The organism is Pseudomonas sp. GW458-11-26-14-LB4, from assembly GCF_059423925.1.
The window spans coordinates 178131-201145 of the sequence record NZ_JBWKYU010000013.1 but is presented as its reverse complement, the minus strand read 5'-3'; the positions used below and the strand labels follow the sequence as shown (position 1 = coordinate 201145).

The following is a 23015-nucleotide window of genomic DNA, read 5'->3' as shown; positions in this document are numbered from 1 at the left end:
CGCAGCGGACGGGACTCGAACCCGCGACCCCCGGCGTGACAGGCCGGTATTCTAACCGACTGAACTACCGCTGCGCGTCGGTGCAGGCACTTTCAGCCTACGCGCTTGCTTACGCAAGTATCTCGGGAGTGGTGGGTGATGACGGGATCGAACCGCCGACATTCTGCTTGTAAGGCAGACGCTCTCCCAGCTGAGCTAATCACCCGTTTGCATCTCCGAGGCCGCGAAATTTACGCAGGTAGCGAACCTAAGTCAATAGCAGGATTGAAGTTTTTCTAAAAAAGACGAAATTGCTTCATTCCTTATAAATCATCTTCTTGGTCATGCCGCCATCGACCACGAATTCCTGCCCCGTCACAAACCCTGCATTCTTCGACAGCAACCACGCCACCATCGCCGCCACATCCTCGACCGTCCCTACCCTGCCCGCCGGATGCTGGGCATGATCGGTATCGGTCAACGGCTCCGCGCGTCGGGCGGAAGGGTCCCGCGCATCGATCCATCCAGGACTGACCGCGTTGACGCGAATCTCCGGCCCGAGACTGATCGCCAGTGCGTGAGTCAGCGCCAGCAAACCGCCCTTGCTCGCCGCATAGGCCTCCGTATCAGGCTCCGACTGCGCCGCTCGGGTCGAGGCCAGATTGACGATCGCCCCGTTGTGCGCACGCAGATATGGCGCACAGTGCTTTGCCAGCAACATCGGCCCACCGAGGTTCACCGCCAACACCCGATTCCAGTAAGCCAGATCGAGACTTTCCAGCGTGATGTTGTGGGGGTCCGCCACGGCAGCATTGCACACCAACGCATCCAGACGACCAAACTGCCCCAGCACCTCAGCGACACCCAACGCCACCTGGCTTTCGTCCGCGACGTCCATGGCGATGAACCAGGCGTTCTCACCCAACACCTTCGCCACTTTCGAACCCCGTGTACGATCCAGGTCCGTCAACACCACCTGCCAGCCTTCGCTGATCAGCCACGCAGCGATGCCCAGACCGATCCCGCGCGCGGCACCCGTGACCAATGCAACGCGGCCATGGGTGCCGATCTTTGGCGTAGACAACTCGATCACAACGCCGCCAGACCGCGCGACAGGTCGGCTTGCAGGTCAGCGACATCTTCCAGACCGACCGCGATACGGATCAGGCTGTCACGAATGCCGGCTGCCTCACGCTCCTGCGGCGCCAGACGGCCGTGGGACGTGGTGCTCGGGTGGGTGATGGTGGTTTTGCTGTCACCCAGGTTGGCCGTGATCGAAATCAAACGGGTCGCATCGATGAAGCGCCAGGCGCCCTCTTTGCCGCCCTTGACCTCAAAGCTCACCACCGCACCAAAACCCTTCTGCTGACGCTGGGCCAGCTCGTGCTGCGGATGGCTCTTGAGTCCGGCGTAATGCACCTTCTCGATACCTTCCTGCTGCTCCAGCCATTCGGCCAATTGCTGGGCGTTGGCGCAGTGCGCCTTCATCCGCAGGTTCAGGGTTTCCAGACCTTTGAGGAAGATCCAGGCATTGAACGGGCTCAGGGTCGGCCCAGCGGTACGCAGGAAACCGACGATTTCTTTCATCTGCTCGCTGCGACCGGCAACCACGCCGCCCATGCAACGGCCCTGGCCATCGATGAACTTGGTGGCCGAGTGCACAACGATGTCTGCGCCCAACTTCAGCGGCTGCTGCAAGGCAGGCGTGCAGAAGCAGTTGTCGACCACCAGCATCGCACCCTTGGCGTGCGCGATTTCCGACAGCGCGGTGATATCCACCAGCTCAGCCAACGGATTGGACGGCGACTCGACGAACAGCAATTTGGTGTTGGACTTGATCGCTGCGTCCCAGGCCGACAGATCGGCCAGCGGCACGTAATCAACTTCCACGCCGAAGCGCTTGAAGTACTTTTCGAACAGGCTGATGGTCGAACCGAACACGCTGCGCGACACCAGCACATGGTCGCCGGCGCTGCACAGGCTCATCACCACCGCCATGATCGCAGCCATGCCCGTGGCGGTAGCAACCGCTTGCTCGGCGCTTTCCAGCGCGGCAATACGCTCTTCGAACGCGCGAACGGTCGGGTTGGTGTAACGCGAGTAAACGTTGCCCGGCACTTCCCCGGCAAACCGTGCGGCCGCATCGGCGGCGGTACGGAACACGTAGCTGGAAGTGAAGAACATCGGATCACCGTGCTCGCCTTCCGGCGTACGGTGCTGACCGGCACGTACGGCCAGGGTATCGAACGCTACGCCTTCGAGGTCGCTGTCCAGCCGACCGGCATCCCATTCCTGACTCATGCTGTCACTCCTTGCCCTGTTCTCGATAAATAAAAGTCTTTTGCCAGATACAAAACCGGCCCCTAAGGGCCGGTTGAAACTCAGTTGTTGTACAGATCGATGATCGCACTGACCGCCTGGGTCTTGACCTTCGAGGCATCGTTGCGTGCCTGTTCGATCTTGTTCAGGTAAGCCTCGTCGACGTCGCCGGTGACGTACTTGCCGTCAAACACTGCGCAATCGAAGTTTTCGATCTTGATCTTGCCGCCGCCGACCGCTTCGATCAAGTCAGGCAGGTCCTGATAGATCAGCCAGTCGGCGCCGATCAGATCAGCGACATCCTGAGTCGAACGGTTGTGGGCGATCAGCTCGTGAGCGCTCGGCATGTCGATGCCGTACACGTTCGGGAAGCGCACAGCCGGAGCCGCCGAGCAGAAGTAGACGTTTTTCGCGCCGGCTTCGCGTGCCATCTGGATGATCTGCTTGCAGGTGGTGCCGCGAACGATCGAGTCGTCCACCAGCATCACGTTTTTGCCGCGGAATTCCAGCTCGATGGCGTTGAGCTTCTGGCGTACCGATTTCTTGCGCGCGGCCTGGCCGGGCATGATGAAGGTACGACCGATATAGCGGTTCTTGACGAAGCCTTCGCGGAATTTCACGCCCAGATGGTTGGCCAGCTCCAGCGCGGCAGTGCGGCTGGTGTCCGGAATCGGGATGACCACGTCGATGTCGTGCTCCGGACGCTCGCGCAGGATCTTCTCGGCCAGCTTCTCACCCATGCGCAGACGGGCCTTGTAGACCGATACGCCGTCGATGATCGAGTCCGGACGCGCCAGGTAGACGTGTTCGAAAATGCACGGGGTCAGGGACGGATTGGTCGCGCACTGACGGGTGTGCAGCTTGCCGTCTTCAGTGATGTAGACCGCTTCGCCCGGTGCCAGGTCGCGGATCAGGGTGAAGCCGAGCACGTCGAGCGAAACGCTTTCGGACGCGATCATGTACTCGACGCCTTCGTCGGTGTGACGCTGGCCGAACACGATCGGGCGGATGCCGTGCGGGTCACGGAAACCGACGATGCCGTAACCGGTCACCATCGCCACGACAGCGTAGCCACCGACGCAACGGTTGTGCACGTCGGTCACGGCGGCAAACACGTCTTCTTCGGTCGGTTGCAGCTTGCCGCGCTGGGCCAGCTCGTGGGCGAACACGTTGAGCAACACTTCCGAGTCGGAGCTGGTGTTGACGTGACGCAGATCGGATTCGTAGATCTCTTTGGCCAACTGTTCAACGTTGGTCAGGTTACCGTTGTGCGCCAGGGTGATGCCGTACGGCGAGTTGACGTAGAACGGTTGAGCCTCGGCCGAGGTCGAGCTGCCGGCAGTCGGGTAACGGACGTGGCCGATCCCCATGTGGCCGACCAGGCGCTGCATGTGACGCTGTTGAAACACGTCACGCACCAGGCCATTGTCCTTGCGCAAGAACAACCGGCCATCATGGCTGGTCACGATACCGGCAGCGTCCTGGCCGCGGTGCTGGAGCACGGTTAGCGCGTCATACAGCGCCTGATTGACGTTCGACTTACCGACGATACCGACGATGCCACACATGCGACGCAACCCCTACTTAATGGATCTGAACTGAACAACACTCACTGAGGCGTTTTCGCCGACGGCAAGAGTTGCTCCTTGAACGGAATATCAGCGGGTACGCTGATTCCGCTGGCAAGCCACTGACTGCTCCACCCGAGAATCAGGTTCTTGGACCAGTCTGCGACCAATAGAAACTTTGGCACGAGCTGTGATTCTTTCCACCACCCGTCCTGCTGTACCGGCCCCAGGCTCAACAGCCCGACCGCCACGACCACCAGCAACACGCCACGCGCAGCGCCGAAGGCCATGCCGAGGAATCGATCGGTCCCGGACAACCCGGTGACGCGAACCAACTCGCCGATAAGATAATTGATCATTGCGCCCACGATCAGTGTGGCGACAAACATGATGGCACAGCCCGTGATCACACGAGCCGACGGTGTTTGAATGTATCCGGCGAGGTACTCGGACAGTGAGCCACCAAACATCCAGGCAACGGCTCCTGCGATGATCCAGGTCACCAGCGACAATGCTTCTTTGACGAAGCCGCGGCTCAAACTGATCAAAGCGGAAATGGCGATGATTGCAACGATCGCCCAGTCAACCCAGGTAAATGGCACAGTGCAGCCTACAGACGGATAAGGCGGCGCATTTTAGCAGAGCGCATGGCTGTCGGTAAGCTGCGATTTTCAGTGCATTTCTATCGAAGTGATAGATATCAGCCGCGTTCGGGCTGGAAGCGCACCACAAACCCCTTGAGGTTCTGCTGGCGGCTCAACAGATCGCGCAGACGATCGGCTTCGGCACGCTCGATCAGCGGGCCGACGAACACCCGGTTCTTGCCATCGGCGGAACGGATGTAAGCGTTATAGCCCTGGCTGCGCAGGGTTTTCTGCAGGCTTTCGGCGCTGGCGCGGCTCGACAGACTGGCCAGTTGCACCGACCAACTCACCGACAGGCCATTGGCATCGACGCGGCTTTGAGTGGTATCCGGTTTGGCAGACAGCGCAGCGATCGGCTGGGCCGGGGCTGTGGTTGGCTTGACCACAGGAGCGGGAGCGGGAGCCGGTGCAACCGGTTTGGCTACCGGAGCCGGAGCCGGAGCTGGCGCGGCGGAAGCAATCGGCGCCGCTGGCGCCGCTTGCTCGGCGACCTCGTCATCGCTCGGCACTGGCTCTTGCGGCAGAACCTGCGGCTCGGGCACGGCCACGGTTTCCATCTGGATCTGCGCCACGGCAGGCGCTTGCGGTGCGGCCGGCGCATCGACGGTCACCTGACGCTGCTCATCCTGACGGGAAAACAGCATCGGCAGGAAAATCACCGCCAGCGCCACCAGCACCAGGGCACCGACCATGCGCTGTTTGTACGCTTTATCCAGCAAAGCCATTTGCCGCTTCCTCCGTGGAGCGCCGAGACAGCCATTCGAGGGCCTCGGCGACACAATAAAATGATCCGAACAGCAAGATCTCGTCGTCGCTGGTGGCCACTGCACACTGCCCTTCCAGCGCAGCCGCCACACTGTCATAAGACGTGACCGATGCGCCAAGGTTCTGCAGTGCAACATTCAATTCAGCCACCGGCCGCGCACGCGGCGAATCCAGCGGCGCCACCGCCCAATGCTGGACGCTGGCATTCAGTTCACCGATGACACCGTCCAGATCCTTGTCCGCCAACAGGCCGAACACCGCCAGATGCTTGCCGACCGGTGGACGAGCAGCCAGACGCCGCGCCAGGTACTCCGCCGCATGCGGGTTATGGCCAACGTCCAGCAGCAGGTTCAAGCGCTTGCCGTTCCATTCGAACGAACGACGATCCAGGCGACCGACCACGCGAGTCGCCTGCAATGCCGCAACAATCTGTTTGGCATCCCATGGCAAGCCGAGCAGCAGATAAGCCTGCAACGCCAGCGCGGCGTTCTCCATCGGCAGATCGAGCAGCGGTAAATCGCGCAGCTCGACGACCTGACCGTCAGCATCGGTACCGCGCCACTGCCAGAATTGATCCGTGATACCCAGATCGAAATCGCGCCCGCGCAGGAAGAACGGGCAAGCAAGCTCGCGCGCCTTGTCCAGCAGCGGTTGTGGAGGATTCAGATCGCCGCACAGCGCAGGTTTGCCCTGACGGAAAATCCCGGCCTTCTCGAAGGCCACGGATTCGCGACTGTTGCCCAGGTAGTCGGCGTGATCGACACCGATGCTGGTGACCAGCGCGATATCGGCATCGACCACGTTGACTGTATCCAGACGCCCGCCCAGCCCGACTTCCAGCACCACCGCATCGAGCCCGGCCTGTTGAAACAGCCAGAACGCCGCCAGGGTGCCCATTTCGAAGTACGTCAGGGAAGTGTCGCCGCGCCCCGCCTCGACCGCCGCGAAGGCTTCGCACAGCTGCGCGTCAGTGGCTTCGACGCCATTGAGCTGCACCCGCTCGTTGTAACGCAGCAGGTGCGGAGAATTGTAGACACCGACGTTCAGGCCCTGCGCCCGCAGCAATGAAGCCACGAAAGCGCAGGTCGAACCCTTGCCGTTGGTGCCGGTGACCGTAATCACCCGTGGCGCCGGCTGGCCCAGTCCCATGCGGGACGCTACCTGTTGCGAACGCTCCAGCCCCATGTCGATGGCCGATGGATGCAACTGTTCAAGGTAGGCGAGCCACTCGCCAAGGGTGCGCTCGGTCATACGTTGGCAGGCACCGGCGGAACGACGATCGGCTCGATCGGCGCGGCAACGAAGGTCGGGGTCGGCTTGCCGGTCAGTTGCGCCAGCAGGTTGCCCAGACGCGGACGCAGTTCGCGACGGTCGATGATCAGGTCGATTGCACCGTGCTCCAGCAGGAACTCGCTGCGCTGGAAGCCTTCCGGCAGTTTTTCACGCACGGTCTGCTCGATCACGCGTGGACCGGCGAAGCCAATCAGGGCTTTAGGCTCGCCGACGATCACGTCGCCCAGCATCGCCAGACTGGCGGAAACGCCGCCGTAGACCGGGTCGGTCAGCACGGAGATGAACGGAATGCCTTCTTCACGCAGACGCGCCAGTACGGCCGAAGTCTTGGCCATCTGCATCAGCGAGATCAGGGCTTCCTGCATCCGCGCACCACCGGAGGCGGAGAAGCAGACCATCGGGCAACGGTTTTCCAGCGCGTAGTTGGCGGCGCGTACGAAGCGCTCACCGACGATGGCGCCCATGGATCCGCCCATGAAGCTGAATTCGAACGCCGAAACCACGACAGGCATGCCCAGCAGGGTGCCGCTCATGGAAACCAGTGCGTCTTTCTCGCCGGTCTGCTTCTGGGCGGCGACCAGACGGTCCTTGTACTTCTTGCCGTCGCGGAATTTCAGACGGTCAACCGGCTCCAGATCGGCGCCCAGCTCGGCACGGCCTTCGGCGTCCAGGAAGATGTCGATGCGCGCACGTGCGCCGATGCGCATGTGGTGGTTGCACTTAGGGCAAACGTCCAGGGTCTTTTCCAGCTCCGGACGATACAGCACAGCCTCGCAGGACGGGCATTTGTGCCACAGACCTTCAGGGACCGAGCTCTTCTTGACCTCGGAACGCATGATCGAAGGGATCAGCTTGTCTACCAACCAGTTGCTCATGCTTTCTTTCTCCAGTACCGGCGGCCCGAACGCTCTGGTTCGCGGCCCCGCGTATGCCCTTCAGCTAAATTCATGTGTGGCGATGATCGTCCGGACTGCCGGGTCAGCGGAACTGACCTGCGTACACCCCGAAAAGACCCTCAGCCTCTTTTCTACAGAGCTGTGGACGGCGGCAGTCTGCCAGCCGTCACATCAGCGTACGGCGTTGATGAATGCACGAATCCTTGCGTGATCCTTGATGCCCTTGCTCGCCTCTACCCCGCCGCTGACATCCACGGCATACGGCCGCACCCAGGCGATCGCATCGGCGACGTTTTCCGGCGTCAGGCCGCCGGCCAGAATCAAAGGCTTGCTCAAACCCTGCGGAATCAGTGACCAGTCGAACGCCTCGCCGGTTCCGCCGGGCACGCCTTCGACATAAGTGTCGAGCAGCACGCCGCTGGCGCTCGGGTAGGCATCGCAGGCAGCGGCAATGTCATCGCCCGCTTGGACCCGCAAGGCCTTGATGTACGGCCGGTGCCAGCCTTCACACTCGGCGGCGGTTTCGTCGCCGTGGAACTGCAACAGATCCAGCGGCACGGCATCGAGGATTTCCCCGAGCTCGCAGCGGCTGGCATTGACGAACAACCCGACCGTGGTCACGAACGGCGGCAATGCGGCGATGATCGCCCGCGCCTGCTGCACGGTCACGGCCCGGGGACTTTTAGCGTAGAACACAAAACCGATGGCATCGGCCCCGGCCTCGACGGCTGCCAACGCATCTTCCATGCGGGTAATCCCGCAAATCTTGCTGCGAACGGCTGACATGTCGATAAAAACCCCAAGGCAAATCCGAGAAAGTCCCGGATGGTAACAAATGCGTTCGAGGGCGTCAGCCGTCAAGTTCCGAGAAACCCGTAAGGAAATGTGGCCCGATGAAACGCTCGGGCAACGGGAACTCGTCGTGGTACTCGACCTGCACCAGATACAGGCCGAACGGATGCGCCGTGACCCCGCCGGAACGCCGCTCGCGGCTCTCCAGCACTTCTTTCATCCACTCCACGGGCCGCTCGCCGGCGCCAATAGTCATCAGCACCCCGGCAATGTTGCGCACCATGTGGTGCAGGAACGCGTTGGCGCGGATGTCCAGAACGATCATTTTTCCGTGACGGGTCACGCGCAGATGATGCATCTTTTTGATCGGCGACTTGGCCTGGCACTGGCCGGCACGGAACGCGCTGAAATCATGGGTACCGATCAGGTACTGCGCGGCTTCGGCCATACGCTCGACGTCCAGCGGACGGTGATTCCAGGTGATTTCTTCGTTGAGATGCGCCGGGCGGATCTGATCGTTGTAGATCACGTAGCGATAGCGCCGGGCAATCGCCTTGAATCGCGCATGGAAATGCGCCGGCATGACCTTCGCCCAACTGACGCTGATGTCGTGGGGCAGATTGATGTTGGCGCCCATGACCCAGGCTTTCAGCGAACGGTCGACCTGGGTATCGAAATGCACCACTTGCCCGCAGGCATGCACACCGGCGTCGGTGCGCCCGGCACATTGCAGCGAGATCGGCGAGTCGGCGACCTTCGACAGGGCTTTTTCCAGGGTTTCCTGCACGGTGAGCACACCAGTGGACTGGCGCTGCCAGCCGCTGTAGCGCGAGCCCTTGTATTCAACGCCCAGCGCGACGCGGAAAAAGCCTTCGGGTGCCATTTCGGCGGCCGGGTTATCTATGTTTGCCAAGTCGGGACAGCCTGCTGATCTACAAAGGCGGGCATTATAAGGCGACGGGACGGGGAAACCAGACCCAAACAAAAACGGCAGCCTCATGGGCTGCCGCTTTGTTTACCGCTGAAGGCCGACTCAGGCCAGATGCGAAAGCATTTCGCTCGCTTCGCTCTTCTGTTTGTCGTTGCCCTCGCTGATGACCTCATTGAGGATGTCGCGCGCGCCGTCATTGTCACCCATGTCGATGTAGGCCTGAGCCAGATCGAGCTTGGTCGCGGCTTCGTCGGTACCGGACAGGAAGTCGAAGTCATCCTCACCCAGATCGTCGCCCAACGCGGCATCAGCTTCGGTGAAGCTTGGCTCATTGATGCTGCTCGACAGACGATCCAGCTCGGCGTTGACGTCGTCCAGTTCGGCGGCGAACGCATCCGGCTCGGCAGGCGCCGCGTCCATTTCGTCGGCCAGGGACAGGTCGAAATCGGCTGGCAGCTCCAGATCGTCCTGCGGCACGTCGGTCACGGCCGGGGTTTCGACCAGCGGCAGATCCTTCACGCCTTCGTCCAGATCCAGCAGGAAATCATCGTCTGCCAGCTCGACCGGCGCAGGCGCAGGATCGGCACCGAGGTCCAGATCCAGGTCGAAGTCCGACAGGTCGTCGAGGTTTTCCTTGATATCGGTCTGCTGCTGCAGCACCGATTCGAAGCTCAGATCGTCGTCAGTCGGGAATGCGTCGAGTTCGACCGGCGCTTCCGGCTCGACAGCCGCCCCAGGTTCAACCGGCGTGATGTTGTCGAGATCGTCGAGGCTCAGATCGAAAGCGCTGTCCAGTTCGGCATCTGCCGCAGCAGGCGCTTCAGGCTCGTCGAGCAACAGCTCCTTGACGTAATCCTCGTCCAGCTCGGCAGCCATGGCCGCAGCCGCCAGACCGCTGGCCGCGACGACCGCCATGGCCGGGAAGCGGCTTTTCAGCTCTTCGACCTTGGCGAAGTTGTCGCCATTGGCAACCAGTTGGCGCTCCTGACCGACGAAGGCATCGCGATCACCTTGGCGACCGTAAACTTCCATCAATTTCAGACGCAGATCGCTGCGCTGCGGCTCCAGACTCACGCCCTCCTCCAGCAGCGCGGCCGCTTGATTCAGGCGACCGCCGTCGATGTGCGACTGCGCCTTGTCCAGCACGTCGTCGGAACGCTCGGCGGCAGGTGCCACCAACGGCGCGGCGATCGGCTCGGCCATCACGACTGGAGCAACTACAGCAGCAGCGGCTGGGGCTGGGGCTGGGGCTGGGTTCAGCTTGACGCTGGCGGCTGGCACTTCCAGACCTTCGAAGCTGCTTTCCGGCAGATCGAGGTCCTGGGAAAACGATTGCTCCTCCAGCGCACGGGCCATGCGCAGGTGTTTTTCGGCTTCCTGCTGCGCCTTGCGGCGGCGGGCCAGCAGCAACAGCAGGAGCAGCAGAACCACCGCACCGCCACCGACCAGACCCAGCAGGATCGGATTGGTCAGCAGTTCGTTGAAGGTTTTCTCGTCATTGGCGGCGGGCGTGGTTTCAACCACAGGCTCGACAACCGGCTCGACCGGTGCCGGAGCAGCAGCCTCAGGCGCAGGTGCGGCCGGAGCAGCCTCTGCCGGAGTAGCCGGCGGCGTGGCCGCCAGCTCCGCGGTGATCGCCGGCACCACTGGCGCAGTGGCGGCGGTCGCGGGAGCAGCGCCCGAGCCTTCGGCCTGCATTTTCGCCAGTTGATTGTTCTTCAGCTCGATCAGGCGTTGCAGCTTGTCCAGCTGGCTTTGCAGATCGGCCATGCGGCTTTTCAGTTCTTCGTTGTCACGACGGGTGGTGTCGAGACTTTCCTGGGTCACCGCCAGTTTGTTGCTCAGGGCCTTGGCGTCGCCGGCCGGACCCTTGCCACGCACCTTGGCGCTTTCGGCGGACACCAGGCTCAGGTTGTCCTTGGCGTTTTGCGCAGCACCGGTATTGGCGCGACCACGATTGGTCGCATCGAGCTGCTGCTGACCGGTGCCCGGTTTGGCCACATAACGACGGCCCTGACGCCAGGCTTCGTTCTGCGCAGCCACTTCAGCAATCGCTTTGGACTGAGGCAGCGCGGTGCTTTGCACCTGATCCGGCAGACGCAGCACCTGTCCGGTTTTCAGGCGGTTGATGTTGCCGCCGATGAACGCGTCCGGGTTCAAGGCCTGGATCGCCAGCATGGTCTGCTGCACCGAACCACCGGTGCGCGCCTTGGCGGCGATTTCCCACAGGGTGTCGCGTGGCGTGGTGGTGTGGGTCGAATGCGTGGCGCCGGTGGTCGGTGCGGTGATGGTTTGTGCCGGCGCTGGTTGAGCGGCGGCATCAGCGGTCTGCGGCGAGAACTTCGACGGATCCAGCAGCACGCTGTAATCACGTAGCAGACGGCCGTTCGGCCACATCACCTGCACGAGGAATTTCACCATCGGTTCCGACAGCGGCTTGCTCGACGTTACGCGCAGCACGCTTTTGCCGCTGGCGTTGAGCACCGGGGTGAAGGTCAGATCATTGAGGAAGGCCTGGCGATCGACGCCGGCCTTGGCGAAATCTTCCGGCGAGGCCAGGCTCGGCACCACTTCGGCAGCGGTCAGATCCTTGACATCGAGCAGCTCGATTTCCGCCACCAGCGGCTGGTTCAGGGTCGACTTCAGGGTCAGCTCCCCGAGCCCGAGGGCATGCGCCATACCGGAGGACAGCGCCGAGGCGGCCGCTATTGCTAACACCAGTTTGCGAACTTGAACCATAGCCTCTTCCTTTGTTTGAACGTTCCTCGGCCAGCGAGAAGATGTTGATTGTCGCTGCCGTAAGGCATTGCGCGCGACGACGACAGCATGCCGCGCGCGATCATTTCTTTGATGCCCCGGAAAGTCCCGGAGGGTGACACGTCATCGAGTGCTCCGGCCAAGCATAGCGCTCGCCTAGAATCAGTCGACAAATTGTTGCCAAGTATCTTTTACAGCAGGTCTTTTATCAACAACTCGGCGACCTGCACGGCGTTGAGGGCCGCACCTTTGCGTACGTTATCTGACGTCAGCCACAGATTAAGTTCCGACGGCTCGTCGACACCGGCACGCACCCGCCCGACGTAGACCACGTCCTGCCCCACCGCGTCACCGACGGCGGTCGGATAATCGCCGGCCTCGACCAGCTCGATGCCCTCGGCCTCTTCAAGCGCGGCGTTGACCTTTTCCAGGTCGACCGCGCTCGCTGACTGCAAGGTCACGCTAAAGCTATCGCCAAAAAACACCGGGGCTTGAACGCAAGTTGCGGAAATCTTTAATAAAGGCTTGGCCAGCACCTGACGCAGCTCACGCACCAGACGTTTTTCCAGCAGCGTATGGCCTTGCGCGTCGGGCGTGCCGACCTGAGCCAGCAGGTTGAAAGCCATCTGCCGGTCGAAGAATGTCGGCTCCAGCGGACGCATGTTCAACAACTCGGCGGTCTGGCGCGCCAGCTCGGTCACGGCTTCGCGGCCCTGGGCGGAAACCGCCAGATTGGCGGTGACATGCACGTATTGCAGCTCGATCAGATCGAGCAGCGGCGCCAGCACCACGGCCAATGTGGTGGCCGACGGGCTCGGACTGCTGACCTGGAACGGTACTTTCAAACCGGCCAGCACAGCGGCATTGGCTTCCGGCACCACTTGCGGCGCCTGATCCGCCGGCAAGGCGCCGGACAAGTCGACCAGCGAGCAACCTGCCGCGTGAGCGCGGGCGGCGTAACTCAGAGTAATGGCCGGGCCGGCGGCGAAGAACGCCAGCTTGACCTTGCTGAAATCGAACTCGTCGACTTCACGCACGCGCACGTTCTTGTTGCGAAACAGCACCGAGCTGCCGGCGGATTCGCTGCTGGCCAGCAGGTGCAACGTGCCCACCGGGAAGTCGCGCTCTTCGAGAATCTGCACGAGGGTTTCGCCGACAGTACCGGTGGCGCCGATCACGGCAATATCAAGGGTCTGGGTCATGTTGCTACCTCTGGCGAAACGGGGGGAGCGGCACTTTACCGGGTGAGTCGCACGCAGGCAATTCGCGCCCGCCGCGAAGAGCGGACGCGGAGCGTCCATGGCTGCATTCCCACGCAGAGCATGGGAACGATCAACAGGTACAAAAAAACCCGCGCCTCTTGCGAGGCGCGGGTTCTCTCATTGCATCAAGCGATCAACGCTCAAGCAGGATCCGCAGCATGCGACGCAGCGGTTCGGCCGCGCCCCACAGCAGTTGGTCGCCGACGGTGAAAGCACCGACGAACTGCGAACCCATGTTCAGCTTGCGCAGACGACCAACCGGTACGTTCAGGGTGCCGGTGACTTTCGTCGGGCTCAGCTCCTGCATGCTGATATCGCGGTTGTTCGGCACCAGTTTGACCCAAGGGTTGTGCTGGCTGATCAGCCCTTCGATGTCGGCGATCGGCACGTCTTTGTTCAGCTTGATGGTCAGCGCCTGGCTGTGGCAACGCATGGCGCCGATGCGCACGCAGATGCCGTCGACCGGGATCGGGCTCTTGAAGCGACCGAGGATCTTGTTGGTCTCGGCCTGGGCCTTCCATTCTTCGCGGCTCTGGCCGTTCGGCAGTTCCTTGTCGATCCACGGGATCAGGCTGCCGGCCAGCGGTACGCCGAAGTTTTCGGTCGGGTACGCGTCGCTGCGCATGGCTTCGGCCACACGACGGTCAATGTCGAGGATCGCGCTGGCAGGATCGGCCAGTTGATCGGCGACAGCGGCGTGGGTCGCGCCCATCTGCTTGATCAGTTCACGCATGTTCTGCGCGCCGGCACCAGAGGCCGCCTGATAGGTCATGGCGCTCATCCACTCGACCAGACCGGCCTCGAACAGACCACCCAGGCCCATCAGCATCAGGCTGACGGTGCAGTTGCCGCCGATGTAGTTCTTGGTGCCCGCGTCGAGCTGCTGATCGATGACCTTGCGGTTGACCGGATCGAGGATGATCACGGCGTCGTCGTTCATCCGCAGGCTCGAGGCCGCGTCGATCCAGTAACCCTGCCAGCCGGCTTCGCGCAGCTTCGGGAATACTTCGCTGGTGTAGTCGCCGCCCTGGCAGGTCAGGATCACGTCGAGGGTCTTCAGCTCTTCAATGCTGTAAGCGTCCTTGAGCGGAGCAATGTCCTTGCCCACGGACGGGCCTTGGCCACCGACATTGGAAGTGGTGAAAAACACCGGCTCGATAAGATCGAAATCCTGCTCTTCCAGCATCCGCTGCATGAGCACGGAACCGACCATGCCGCGCCAACCGATCAGACCTACACGTTTCATCGCAACTACACCTTCTTGAAAAGTGGGCCGCTGCTTTGTATTGAATTTCGCAGCGGGCCCGAGAGATTACAGATTCCGCAGCGCGGCGACTACTGCGTCACCCATTTCCTGCGTACCGACTTTAGTGCAACCGGTCGAAAAGATATCGCCGGTGCGCAGACCTTGATCCAGCACCACGCTGACCGCTTTCTCGATGGCATCCGCCGCTTCGTGCAGATTGAAGCTGTAACGCAGCATCATCGATACCGACAGAATGGTCGCCAGCGGGTTGGCGATGCCTTTGCCCGCGATGTCCGGCGCCGAACCGTGGCAAGGCTCGTACATGCCCTTGTTGTTGGCATCCAGCGAGGCCGACGGCAGCATGCCGATGGAGCCGGTGAGCATCGACGCTTCGTCGGACAGGATGTCGCCGAACATGTTGTCGGTGACGATCACGTCGAACTGCTTCGGTGCACGCACCAGTTGCATCGCGGCGTTGTCGACATACATGTGGCTCAGCTCAACGTCCGGGTAATCCTTGGCGACCTGCTCGACCACTTCACGCCACAGTTGGCTGGACGCCAGTACGTTGGCCTTGTCCACCGAGCACAGTTTCTTGCCACGCACGCGGGCCATGTCGAAACCGACACGGGCGATACGGCGGATTTCGCTTTCGCTGTACGGCAGCGTGTCGTAAGACTGGCGCTCGCCGTTTTCCAGAGTACGGGTACCGCGCGGCGCGCCGAAGTAGATGCCGCCGGTCAGCTCACGGACGATCAGGATGTCCAGGCCGGCAACGATTTCCGGCTTCAGGCTCGAAGCGTCGGCCAGTTGCGGGTACAGGATCGCCGGACGCAGGTTGCCGAACAGGCCCAGTTGCGCGCGGATTTTCAGCAGGCCGCGTTCAGGGCGGATGTCACGTTCGATGGTGTCCCATTTCGGGCCACCCACGGCGCCCAGCAAAACGGCATCGGCAGCGCGAGCGCGGTCGAGGGTTTCGTCGGCCAGCGGCACGCCGTGCTTGTCGATGGCGGCACCACCGATCACGTCATGGCTCAGCTCGAAGCCCAGGCTGTACTTGTCGTTGGCCAGCTCCAGCACCTTGACCGCTTCGGCCATGATTTCCGGACCAATACCGTCGCCTGGGAGAATCAGAATCTGCTTGCTCATGCTTTCCTCGTGTCTTCAGTCGGTGCGCCATCGAGGGGCGCGCCGGGAAAAATGCTTGTCGTTCGAAACTTACTTTTCGGCCCAGAGCACCAGTACATCTGTACTGAACGAACCATCGGCCTCAATCTCAAAATATTCGCGCACTTCGCTGCCCATTGATTGCTGCAACTGGCGGATCGCGGCGCGCATCACCTCAGGCGTGCGCATCCGTTCGACCCAGCTGTTGTACTCCAGACGCAGGCGCTGACGCGTGGTGCTGCGGGTGTGCAGACCGGCCTCGCTGACCTGGCGCAACCACTCACCGGCCGAATAATCGCGCACATGACTGGTATCGCGCAGCACTTCGACGCTCTGCAAATAGGTGTCGAACAGCGGACTGCCCGGCGACAGTACATCGATGAACGCCGCCATGCCGCCCGGTTTCAGCACCCGGCGCACTTCGCGCAAGGCCACACCGAGATCGCTCCAATGGTGCGCCGAATAACGGCTGAACACGAAGTCGAACTCGCCATCGGCGAACGGCAGGCGCTCGGCGGCGCCGTTGACCGTGGAAACGTTGCTCAAGCCGCGATCAACGGCAGCGGCGGCGACCACGTCGAGCATCTGCTGCGACAGGTCGTACGCCACCACTTCTTTCACCAACGGGGCGACGTGAAAACTCACGTGCCCGGCGCCGCAACCCAGGTCCAGCACCCGAGCCTCGCCCTGCCCCGTCAGTTCAGCCTGCAGCAGCGCAAATTCAGTGCCTTGAGCGTGAACGGCGCTGCTCAGGTAGGCGGCGGCCTGTTCACCGAATTGCTTTTGTACAACCTGACTGTGGGCGGTGCTGGTCATGGGTACGTCCTTTTCTGGGTTTCAACCTTTCAGATTCACGCGTCGCGGAACAACCACGGCTGGCTCGCGCGATGCTTGGCTTCAAACGCGGCAATCGCATCGCCGTCCTGCAGGGTCAGGCCGATGTCGTCCAGGCCGTTGAGCAGGCAGTGTTTGCGGAAGGCGTCGATCTCGAAGCGGTAGACCTTGCCGTTCGGGCTGGTGACGGTCTGCTCGTGCAGATCGATCTGCAACTGATAGCCCGGCGCGGCTTCGACCTGCTTGAACAGCTCGTCGACTTCGGCGTCGCTCAGGATGATCGGCAGCAAGCCGTTCTTGAAGCTGTTGTTGAAGAAGATGTCGGCATAGCTCGGCGCGATGATGCTGCGGAAACCGTACTCTTCCAGCGCCCACGGCGCGTGTTCACGGCTGGAGCCGCAACCGAAGTTCTCGCGGGCCAGCAACACGCTGGCGCCTTGATAACGCTCGGCGTTGAGCACGAATTCCTTGTTCAGTGGACGTTTGGAGTTGTCCTGATACGGCTGACCCACATCGAGGTAACGCCACTCGTCGAACAGGTTCGGGCCGAAACCGGTGCGCTTGATCGACTTCAGAAACTGTTTCGGAATGATCTGGTCGGTGTCGACGTTGGCACGATCCAGAGGCGCGACGAGACCAGTGTGCTGGGTAAAAGCTTTCATGCTGCGCTCCTTTAGATCAATTCACGAACGTCGATGAAACGACCGTTCACCGCCGCCGCAGCGGCCATGGCCGGGCTGACGAGGTGGGTACGGCCACCGGCGCCCTGACGGCCTTCGAAGTTACGGTTGGAGGTCGAGGCGCAATGTTCGCCGGACTCCAAACGGTCCGGGTTCATCGCCAGACACATCGAGCAACCCGGCTCGCGCCATTCGAAACCGGCTTCGAGGAAGATCTTGTCCAGACCTTCGGCCTCGGCCTGCGCCTTTACCAGACCCGAGCCCGGCACCACGATGGCCTGTTTGATGGTCGACGCAACCTTGCGGCCCTTGGCGATCACCGCCGCAGCGCGCAAGTCTTCGATCCGCGAGTTGGTGCAGGAGCCGATGAATACGCGGTCGAGCTGAATGTCGGTGATCGCCTGATTGGCGGTCAAACCCATGTATTTCAAGGCGCGGACGATCGAGTCGCGCTTGACCAGATCCATCTCTTTAGCCGGGTCCGGCACGTTCTGATCAACGGCCAAGACCATTTCCGGCGAAGTGCCCCAGCTGACCTGCGGCTTGATCTGCGTGGCGTCGAGCTCGACCACGGTGTCGAAATGCGCGTCGGCGTCGGACACCAGGTCTTTCCAGGATTCGACCGCCAGATCCCACTCGGCACCTTTCGGTGCGAAAGGACGACCCTTGACGTAATCCACGGTCTTCTGGTCCGCCGCCACCAGGCCCACGCGGGCGCCGGCTTCGATGGACATGTTGCAGATGGTCATGCGGCCTTCGATGGACAGGTCGCGGATCGCGCTGCCGGCGAATTCGATGGCATGGCCGTTACCGCCGGCGGTGCCGATCTTGCCGATCACCGCGAGGACGATGTCCTTGGCGGTCACGCCGAACGGCAACTGGCCTTCGACGCGCACCAGCATGTTCTTCATTTTCTTGGCGACCAGGCACTGGGTAGCGAGCACGTGCTCGACCTCGGAGGTGCCGATCCCGTGAGCCAAGGCGCCGAACGCGCCGTGGGTCGAGGTGTGCGAGTCGCCGCAGACCACGGTCATGCCCGGCAAGGTCGCGCCCTGCTCCGGGCTGATCACGTGAACGATGCCCTGACGCACGTCGTTCATCTTGAATTCGACGATGCCGTATTCATCGCAGTTGTCGTCGAGGGTCTGAACCTGCAAACGCGAGACCTGGTCGGCAATGGCTTCGATGCCGCCCTTGCGCTCCGGGGTGGTCGGTACGTTGTGGTCCGGGGTGGCGATGTTGGCATCGATGCGCCACGGCTTTCGCCCGGCCAGACGCAGGCCTTCGAAGGCTTGCGGCGAGGTCACTTCGTGGATGATGTGACGATCGATATAGATCAGCGCCGAGCCATCGTCGCGCTGCTTGACCAAATGCGAATCCCAGAGCTTGTCGTAGAGCGTTTTGCCGGCCATCAGACGGTTCCTCATCAGCTTGTTTCTATGCCCTGGGCTTATCAATAACCCTTTGGCTTGTGAGGCCGATCCTATGGGGTTAGATTAAATAACTCAAATTCATATTTTTTATGCTTTGGATAACCAACTGGAATACAAACATGGACCTGGCCAACCTCAATGCTTTTATCGCGATTGCCGAGACGGGAAGCTTCTCCGGTGCCGGTGAACGGCTGCACCTGACGCAACCGGCGATCAGCAAACGCATCGCCGGGCTGGAGCAGCAATTGAATGTGCGGCTGTTCGACCGCCTCGGTCGTGAAGTAGGCCTGACCGAGGCGGGCCGGGCCCTGCTGCCAAGGGCTTACCAGATTCTCAACGTGCTCGATGACACCCGTCGCGCCCTGACCAACCTGACCGGTGAAGTCACCGGTCGACTGACTTTGGCCACCAGTCACCACATCGGCCTGCACCGCTTGCCGCCCTTATTGAGGGAATACACCCGCCGCTACCCACAGGTGGCGCTGGATATTCAGTTCCTCGACTCGGAAGTGGCCTACGAAGAAATTCTCCATGGCCGGGCGGAACTGGCGGTCATCACCCTGGCGCCGGAGCCGCATACGCTGGTCAAAGCCACGCCGGTCTGGGATGACCCGCTGGATTTCGTGGTCGCCCCGGAACATTCGTTGATAAGCAACGGCGCCGTCACATTGGCGGACATTGCCGGCCATCCGGCGGTTTTCCCCGGCGGCAACACCTTTACTCACCATATTGTCCAACGGCTGTTCGAGGCTCAGGGCCTGACGCCGAACATCGCCATGAGCACCAACTACCTGGAAACCATCAAGATGATGGTGTCGATCGGCCTGGCCTGGAGCGTTTTGCCGCGCACGATGCTCGATGAACAGGTGGCGCGCATACCTTTACCGGGCATACAGCTCAGTCGCCAGCTAGGCTATATCCTGCACACTGAAAGGACGCTGTCGAATGCTGCACGGGCGTTTATGGCCCTGCTGGACGCTCAAATCGATCTGCCAGGGACTCTCGGCTAACTTGTGCTACTCCTATAGAGCTGCCGTCCCTGTGCCTAACGCCCAAATCAGCTCAAGGCCCCTTAACAATGCCGAAATCTGTTGACCGTATTCCGCCGATGCCGCGTATTCAGGCCATTGATCCACGGCGATCCGAGCAGAGCTGGGAGAGCGCGCCGCAATTGCTCGCGGCGCTCAACGGTGCCCGCCTCGGCGCCTGGTACTGGGACATCGAGCGCGGGCAGATCAGTTGGTCGCGCGGCACTCAGGCCTTGTTCGGCTTCGATCCGCGGCAACCGCTGCCCGAAGACCTGGAATACCTTGACCTGCTGCCGCCGGAAGACCGGGCGAAAACCATCCGCGCCTTCCACGCGGTGATTGCCGGTGCGCCGCTGGAACAGGCGATGCACCACCGCATCCGCTGGCCCGACGGCAGCCTGCACTGGCTGGAGATCAACGGAAGCCTGTTGCCGGACAAACACGGTCGCCCCCGAATGATCGGGGTGATCCGCGAAATCACCCACCAGCGGCAACGGGAACAGGCGCTCAGCAGTTCGGAGAAACGTTTTGCGACACTGTTTCACCTGTGCCCGAACATGGTACTGCTGACCCGTCAGGAAGACGGCCTGATCAGCGAGGCCAACCAGTATTTCGAAAGCCTGTTCGGCTGGCCGGTGCAGAGCGCCATCGGTCGCACCACCCTGGAACTGGGCCTGTGGGTGCATCCCGAGCAACGGGCCGAGCTGGTCAAGAAGACCAAGGCCAAGGGCGAACTGATCAGCATGGAGGTGCAGTTTCGCGCCAGCAACGGCCAGATCCACGACGGCATCCTTAGCGCGCAAAAGGTCGAACTCGAAGGCCAGCCGTACCTGCTCAGTACCTTCCTCGACACCACTGAACGCAAAGCCGCCGAACATGCCCTGAAAGACAGCCAGGAACGCCTCGACCTGGCGCTGGATTCGGCGCAGCTCGGCACCTGGGACTGGCACATTCCCAGCGGCATGCTCTATGGCTCGGCCCGCGCTGCGCAATTACACGGTCTGGAGCCAAAACCGTTCCATGAGTCGTTCGAAGAGTTCTTCGAGGGCGTCCCCGGCGAAGAGCGCGACAGCATGCGCGACGCCTATCGCAGCCTGCGCGAAGGCCCGGCCGGCAATTACCAGCTGACTTACCGCGTACAACTGCCCGACGGCAGCTCGCGTTATCTGGAAAGCCGCGCCCGCCTCTATCGCGACGACAACGGCGTACCGTTGCGGATGGCCGGCACCCTGCTGGACATCACCGATCAGGTTGAACGCGAGCAACGGCTGGTGGCTTCGGAAGAGAAATTCGCCACGCTGTTCCAGGTCAGTCCCGACCCGATCTGCGTCACGCGTCAGGAAACCGGGGAATTCATCGAGATCAACTCCAGTTTCTCCCAAACCTTCGGCTGGAGCGCCAGCGATGTGATCGGCCACACCGCCGAAGAAATCGGCCTGTGGGACGCCTCGGCGAAAAGCCTGCAACGCATCGAACGGGTGATCCGCGAACAGGGCCTGAGCAATGTTGCGATCATCGTCCAGCACAAGGACGGCCAGTCGCTGACCTGCGTGATTTCCAGCCGTCAGATCAGCGTCGGCAACCAGCCGTGCATCGTTACCACGCTGCGCGACATCACCCAGCAACAGCGCTCGGAAGCGGCGCTCAAGGCCAGCGAAGAGAAATTCGCCAAGGCGTTCCACTCCAGCCCCGACGCCATCACCATCACCGAGCGCGACACCGGACGTTATCTTGAGGTCAACGACGGTTTCTGCCGCCTCACCGGCTACCGCGCCGACGAAGTGGTGGGCAAAACCGTGTATCAGGTCGGTATCTGGGCCGAGGAAAAACAACGCTCGGCACTGCTCGCCGAGCTGCAGATCAAGGGCCGCGTGCACCATCAGGAAATGCTCGGGCGCAACAAGCGCGGCGAGATCCTGACGGTGGAAGTCTCGGTCGAACCGATCACTCTCAACGAAACCGCCTGCCTGCTGCTCACCGCCCGGGACGTCAGCCTGCTGAAGAACGCCGAGGCGCAGATTCGCCACCTGGCCTATCACGATCCGCTGACCAACCTGCCCAACCGCGCACTGCTGATGGATCGCCTGAGCCAGCAGATCGCCCTGCTCAAGCGCCACAACCTGCGCGGGGCGCTGCTGTTTCTCGATCTGGATCACTTCAAGCACATTAATGACTCGCTGGGGCACCCGGTCGGCGACACGGTGCTGAAAATCATCACCGCGCGGCTTGAAGCCAGCGTGCGCATGGAAGACACAGTGGCGCGGCTCGGTGGCGATGAATTCGTGGTGTTGCTCAGTGGGTTGGAAGGCACGCGCAACGAAGTCAGCGCCCAGGTACGCGAGCTGGCCGACACCATTCGCGAACTGCTGTCAGAGCCGATGTTCCTCGACGGCCAGCGCCTGCAAGTGACGCCGAGCATCGGCGTGGCGCTGATTCCCGATCACGGCTCGACCCCGACCGACCTGCTCAAACGCGCCGATATTGCGCTGTACCGGGCCAAGGATTCGGGGCGCAACACCACGCAGATGTACCACAACACCATGCAAAAGGCGGCCAGCGAACGGCTGCGCATGGAGACCGACCTGCGCCTGGCGCTGTCCCGGGGCGAGTTCGACGTGCACTACCAACCGCAAATCGACGCCCGGGACAACCGCATCATCGGCGCCGAAGCCCTGGTGCGCTGGAATCACCCGGAACTCGGCGCGCAATCGCCCACCGAATTCATCAAGGTGCTGGAGGACAGCGGGCTGATTCTGGAAGTCGGCACCTGGATCCTCGATGAGGCGTGCGAAGCCTTCAAGCAATTGATCGCCGAAAAACTGATCGACCCTCTGGCCTTCAGCCTGTGCGTGAACATCAGCCCCCGGCAGTTCCGCCAGAACGACTTCGTCGAGCGCATCGAGCGCAGCATGAGCAGCCACGGCCTGCCCTGCTCCTTGCTGAAACTGGAAATCACCGAAGGCATCGTCATTCAGAATCTGGAAGACACCATCAGCAAAATGCGTCGTCTGAAAAAACTCGGCGTGAGTTTCGCCATGGACGATTTCGGCACCGGCTATTCATCGCTGACCTACCTGAAACGATTGCCGGTGGACACGCTGAAGATCGATCAGTCGTTCATCCGCGACGCCACCACCGACCCCAACGACGCCGAAATCATCCGCGCCATCGTCGCCATGGCCCGCAGCCTGGAACTGGAAGTGATCGCCGAAGGCGTGGAAACCCCGGAACAGCTGGCCTTCCTTCAGGGGTTGGGCTGTCATTTGTATCAGGGTTATCTGCACAGTCGGCCGTTGCCGCTGGAAGGGTTGAAGGGATTGCTGAAATGACCAGACACCTGCGGTCGCTTACCGCAGGCATTGTCGCCAGGCCGGTAATTGCCAGGGTTGGCGGCAACCTGTAGGGTCGCGTTTTTTCGCGC

The 23015-nt window shown here is 61.8% G+C and carries 18 protein-coding genes and 2 tRNA genes; 2 read left to right on the top strand and 18 right to left on the bottom strand.

The genetic code is table 11. The annotated features are described in order from the left end of the window. From AC07XZ_RS18720 to leuC, 18 genes are all read right to left on the bottom strand, one after another. Window positions 1-74 (bottom strand) — tRNA-Asp (locus tag AC07XZ_RS18720). A 55-nt stretch (window positions 75-129) separates the two neighbouring features. Continuing rightward, window positions 130-205, bottom strand: a tRNA-Val gene (locus tag AC07XZ_RS18715). Window positions 206-295: 90 nt separating this feature from the next. Beyond that, window positions 296-1072 carry an SDR family oxidoreductase gene (locus AC07XZ_RS18710; RefSeq protein WP_085747826.1) on the bottom strand — a complete coding sequence of 259 codons (777 nt, stop codon included), beginning with the start codon at window positions 1070-1072 and terminating at the stop codon, window positions 296-298. Continuing rightward, window positions 1069-2280, bottom strand: a complete 1212-nt coding sequence (locus AC07XZ_RS18705) for an O-succinylhomoserine sulfhydrylase (RefSeq protein WP_085747827.1) — start codon at window positions 2278-2280, stop codon at window positions 1069-1071. Before AC07XZ_RS18705 ends, AC07XZ_RS18710 begins: the two co-directional genes overlap by 4 nt. 80 nt (window positions 2281-2360) lie before the next feature. Then, a complete protein-coding gene (purF, locus tag AC07XZ_RS18700; RefSeq protein WP_007956466.1) occupies window positions 2361-3866 on the bottom strand; it encodes an amidophosphoribosyltransferase in 1506 nt (501 codons plus the stop codon). Between the two features lie 41 nt (window positions 3867-3907). Next, entirely contained in the window at window positions 3908-4468 is a 561-nt protein-coding gene (locus tag AC07XZ_RS18695; protein WP_007956464.1) for a CvpA family protein, read from the bottom strand. A gap of 98 nt (window positions 4469-4566) precedes the next feature. After that, complete coding sequence (locus tag AC07XZ_RS18690) at window positions 4567-5235, bottom strand: SPOR domain-containing protein (RefSeq protein ID WP_102687011.1); 669 nt, start codon at window positions 5233-5235, stop codon at window positions 4567-4569. Beyond that, on the bottom strand, window positions 5219-6526 hold the full coding sequence (gene folC, locus AC07XZ_RS18685) for a bifunctional tetrahydrofolate synthase/dihydrofolate synthase (RefSeq protein WP_102687010.1): 1308 nt from the start codon (window positions 6524-6526) through the stop codon (window positions 5219-5221). The genes AC07XZ_RS18690 and folC overlap by 17 nt, the downstream gene beginning before the upstream one ends. Continuing rightward, the gene (accD, locus tag AC07XZ_RS18680) at window positions 6523-7443 is read right to left on the bottom strand and encodes an acetyl-CoA carboxylase, carboxyltransferase subunit beta (RefSeq protein ID WP_007956457.1); all 921 of its coding nucleotides are present in this window, start codon (window positions 7441-7443) and stop codon (window positions 6523-6525) included. The genes folC and accD overlap by 4 nt, the downstream gene beginning before the upstream one ends. A 192-nt stretch (window positions 7444-7635) precedes the next feature. Then, on the bottom strand, window positions 7636-8250 hold the full coding sequence (locus AC07XZ_RS18675; RefSeq protein ID WP_102687009.1) for a phosphoribosylanthranilate isomerase: 615 nt from the start codon (window positions 8248-8250) through the stop codon (window positions 7636-7638). Between the two features lie 64 nt (window positions 8251-8314). Then, window positions 8315-9139, bottom strand: coding sequence for a tRNA pseudouridine(38-40) synthase TruA (gene truA / locus AC07XZ_RS18670; RefSeq protein WP_085607862.1), 825 nt, complete (start codon window positions 9137-9139; stop codon window positions 8315-8317). A gap of 150 nt (window positions 9140-9289) precedes the next feature. Next, on the bottom strand, window positions 9290-11926 hold the full coding sequence (locus tag AC07XZ_RS18665) for a motility hub landmark protein FimV (protein ID WP_102687007.1): 2637 nt from the start codon (window positions 11924-11926) through the stop codon (window positions 9290-9292). Between the two features lie 209 nt (window positions 11927-12135). Next, entirely contained in the window at window positions 12136-13146 is a 1011-nt protein-coding gene (locus AC07XZ_RS18660; RefSeq protein WP_102687006.1) for an aspartate-semialdehyde dehydrogenase, read from the bottom strand. A 193-nt stretch (window positions 13147-13339) separates the two neighbouring features. After that, a complete protein-coding gene (gene asd / locus AC07XZ_RS18655) occupies window positions 13340-14452 on the bottom strand; it encodes an aspartate-semialdehyde dehydrogenase (RefSeq protein ID WP_003226428.1) in 1113 nt (370 codons plus the stop codon). Between the two features lie 66 nt (window positions 14453-14518). Then, window positions 14519-15601 carry a 3-isopropylmalate dehydrogenase gene (gene leuB, locus AC07XZ_RS18650; RefSeq protein WP_085655206.1) on the bottom strand — a complete coding sequence of 361 codons (1083 nt, stop codon included), beginning with the start codon at window positions 15599-15601 and terminating at the stop codon, window positions 14519-14521. Between the two features lie 69 nt (window positions 15602-15670). Beyond that, window positions 15671-16435 (bottom strand): class I SAM-dependent methyltransferase, encoded by a 765-nt coding sequence (locus AC07XZ_RS18645; protein ID WP_102687005.1) that lies wholly within the window; start codon window positions 16433-16435, stop codon window positions 15671-15673. Window positions 16436-16470: 35 nt separating this feature from the next. Next, window positions 16471-17115 carry a 3-isopropylmalate dehydratase small subunit gene (gene leuD / locus AC07XZ_RS18640; protein ID WP_007956446.1) on the bottom strand — a complete coding sequence of 215 codons (645 nt, stop codon included), beginning with the start codon at window positions 17113-17115 and terminating at the stop codon, window positions 16471-16473. Between the two features lie 11 nt (window positions 17116-17126). Continuing rightward, a complete protein-coding gene (gene leuC, locus AC07XZ_RS18635; RefSeq protein WP_011333350.1) occupies window positions 17127-18545 on the bottom strand; it encodes a 3-isopropylmalate dehydratase large subunit in 1419 nt (472 codons plus the stop codon). 140 nt (window positions 18546-18685) lie between these two features. Here leuC and AC07XZ_RS18630 point away from each other — a divergent pair, with 140 nt between their 5' ends. Beyond that, complete coding sequence (locus AC07XZ_RS18630) at window positions 18686-19576, top strand: LysR family transcriptional regulator (RefSeq protein WP_007956444.1); 891 nt, start codon at window positions 18686-18688, stop codon at window positions 19574-19576. Between the two features lie 68 nt (window positions 19577-19644). Continuing rightward, window positions 19645-22923 (top strand): bifunctional diguanylate cyclase/phosphodiesterase, encoded by a 3279-nt coding sequence (locus AC07XZ_RS18625; RefSeq protein ID WP_085747835.1) that lies wholly within the window; start codon window positions 19645-19647, stop codon window positions 22921-22923. Window positions 22924-23015: the final 92 nt, after the last annotated feature.

Bases quoted from the DNA above. Each gene is read 5' to 3' on its own strand.
- folC (WP_102687010.1), bottom strand. From the start codon at position 6,526: ATGACCGAGCGCACCCTTGGCGAGTGGCTCGCCTACCTTGAACAGTTG.
- asd (WP_003226428.1), bottom strand. From the start codon at position 14,452: ATGAAACGTGTAGGTCTGATCGGTTGGCGCGGCATGGTCGGTTCCGTG.
- AC07XZ_RS18645 (WP_102687005.1), bottom strand. From the start codon at position 16,435: ATGACCAGCACCGCCCACAGTCAGGTTGTACAAAAGCAATTCGGTGAA.
- purF (WP_007956466.1), bottom strand. From the start codon at position 3,866: ATGTGTGGCATCGTCGGTATCGTCGGTAAGTCGAACGTCAATCAGGCG.
- leuB (WP_085655206.1), bottom strand. From the start codon at position 15,601: ATGAGCAAGCAGATTCTGATTCTCCCAGGCGACGGTATTGGTCCGGAA.
- AC07XZ_RS18625 (WP_085747835.1), top strand. From the start codon at position 19,645: ATGCCGAAATCTGTTGACCGTATTCCGCCGATGCCGCGTATTCAGGCC.
- AC07XZ_RS18675 (WP_102687009.1), bottom strand. From the start codon at position 8,250: ATGTCAGCCGTTCGCAGCAAGATTTGCGGGATTACCCGCATGGAAGAT.
- AC07XZ_RS18690 (WP_102687011.1), bottom strand. From the start codon at position 5,235: ATGGCTTTGCTGGATAAAGCGTACAAACAGCGCATGGTCGGTGCCCTG.
- AC07XZ_RS18660 (WP_102687006.1), bottom strand. From the start codon at position 13,146: ATGACCCAGACCCTTGATATTGCCGTGATCGGCGCCACCGGTACTGTC.
- leuD (WP_007956446.1), bottom strand. From the start codon at position 17,115: ATGAAAGCTTTTACCCAGCACACTGGTCTCGTCGCGCCTCTGGATCGT.
- AC07XZ_RS18630 (WP_007956444.1), top strand. From the start codon at position 18,686: ATGGACCTGGCCAACCTCAATGCTTTTATCGCGATTGCCGAGACGGGA.
- accD (WP_007956457.1), bottom strand. From the start codon at position 7,443: ATGAGCAACTGGTTGGTAGACAAGCTGATCCCTTCGATCATGCGTTCC.
- truA (WP_085607862.1), bottom strand. From the start codon at position 9,139: ATGGCACCCGAAGGCTTTTTCCGCGTCGCGCTGGGCGTTGAATACAAG.
- AC07XZ_RS18705 (WP_085747827.1), bottom strand. From the start codon at position 2,280: ATGAGTCAGGAATGGGATGCCGGTCGGCTGGACAGCGACCTCGAAGGC.
- leuC (WP_011333350.1), bottom strand. From the start codon at position 18,545: ATGGCCGGCAAAACGCTCTACGACAAGCTCTGGGATTCGCATTTGGTC.
- AC07XZ_RS18665 (WP_102687007.1), bottom strand. From the start codon at position 11,926: ATGGTTCAAGTTCGCAAACTGGTGTTAGCAATAGCGGCCGCCTCGGCG.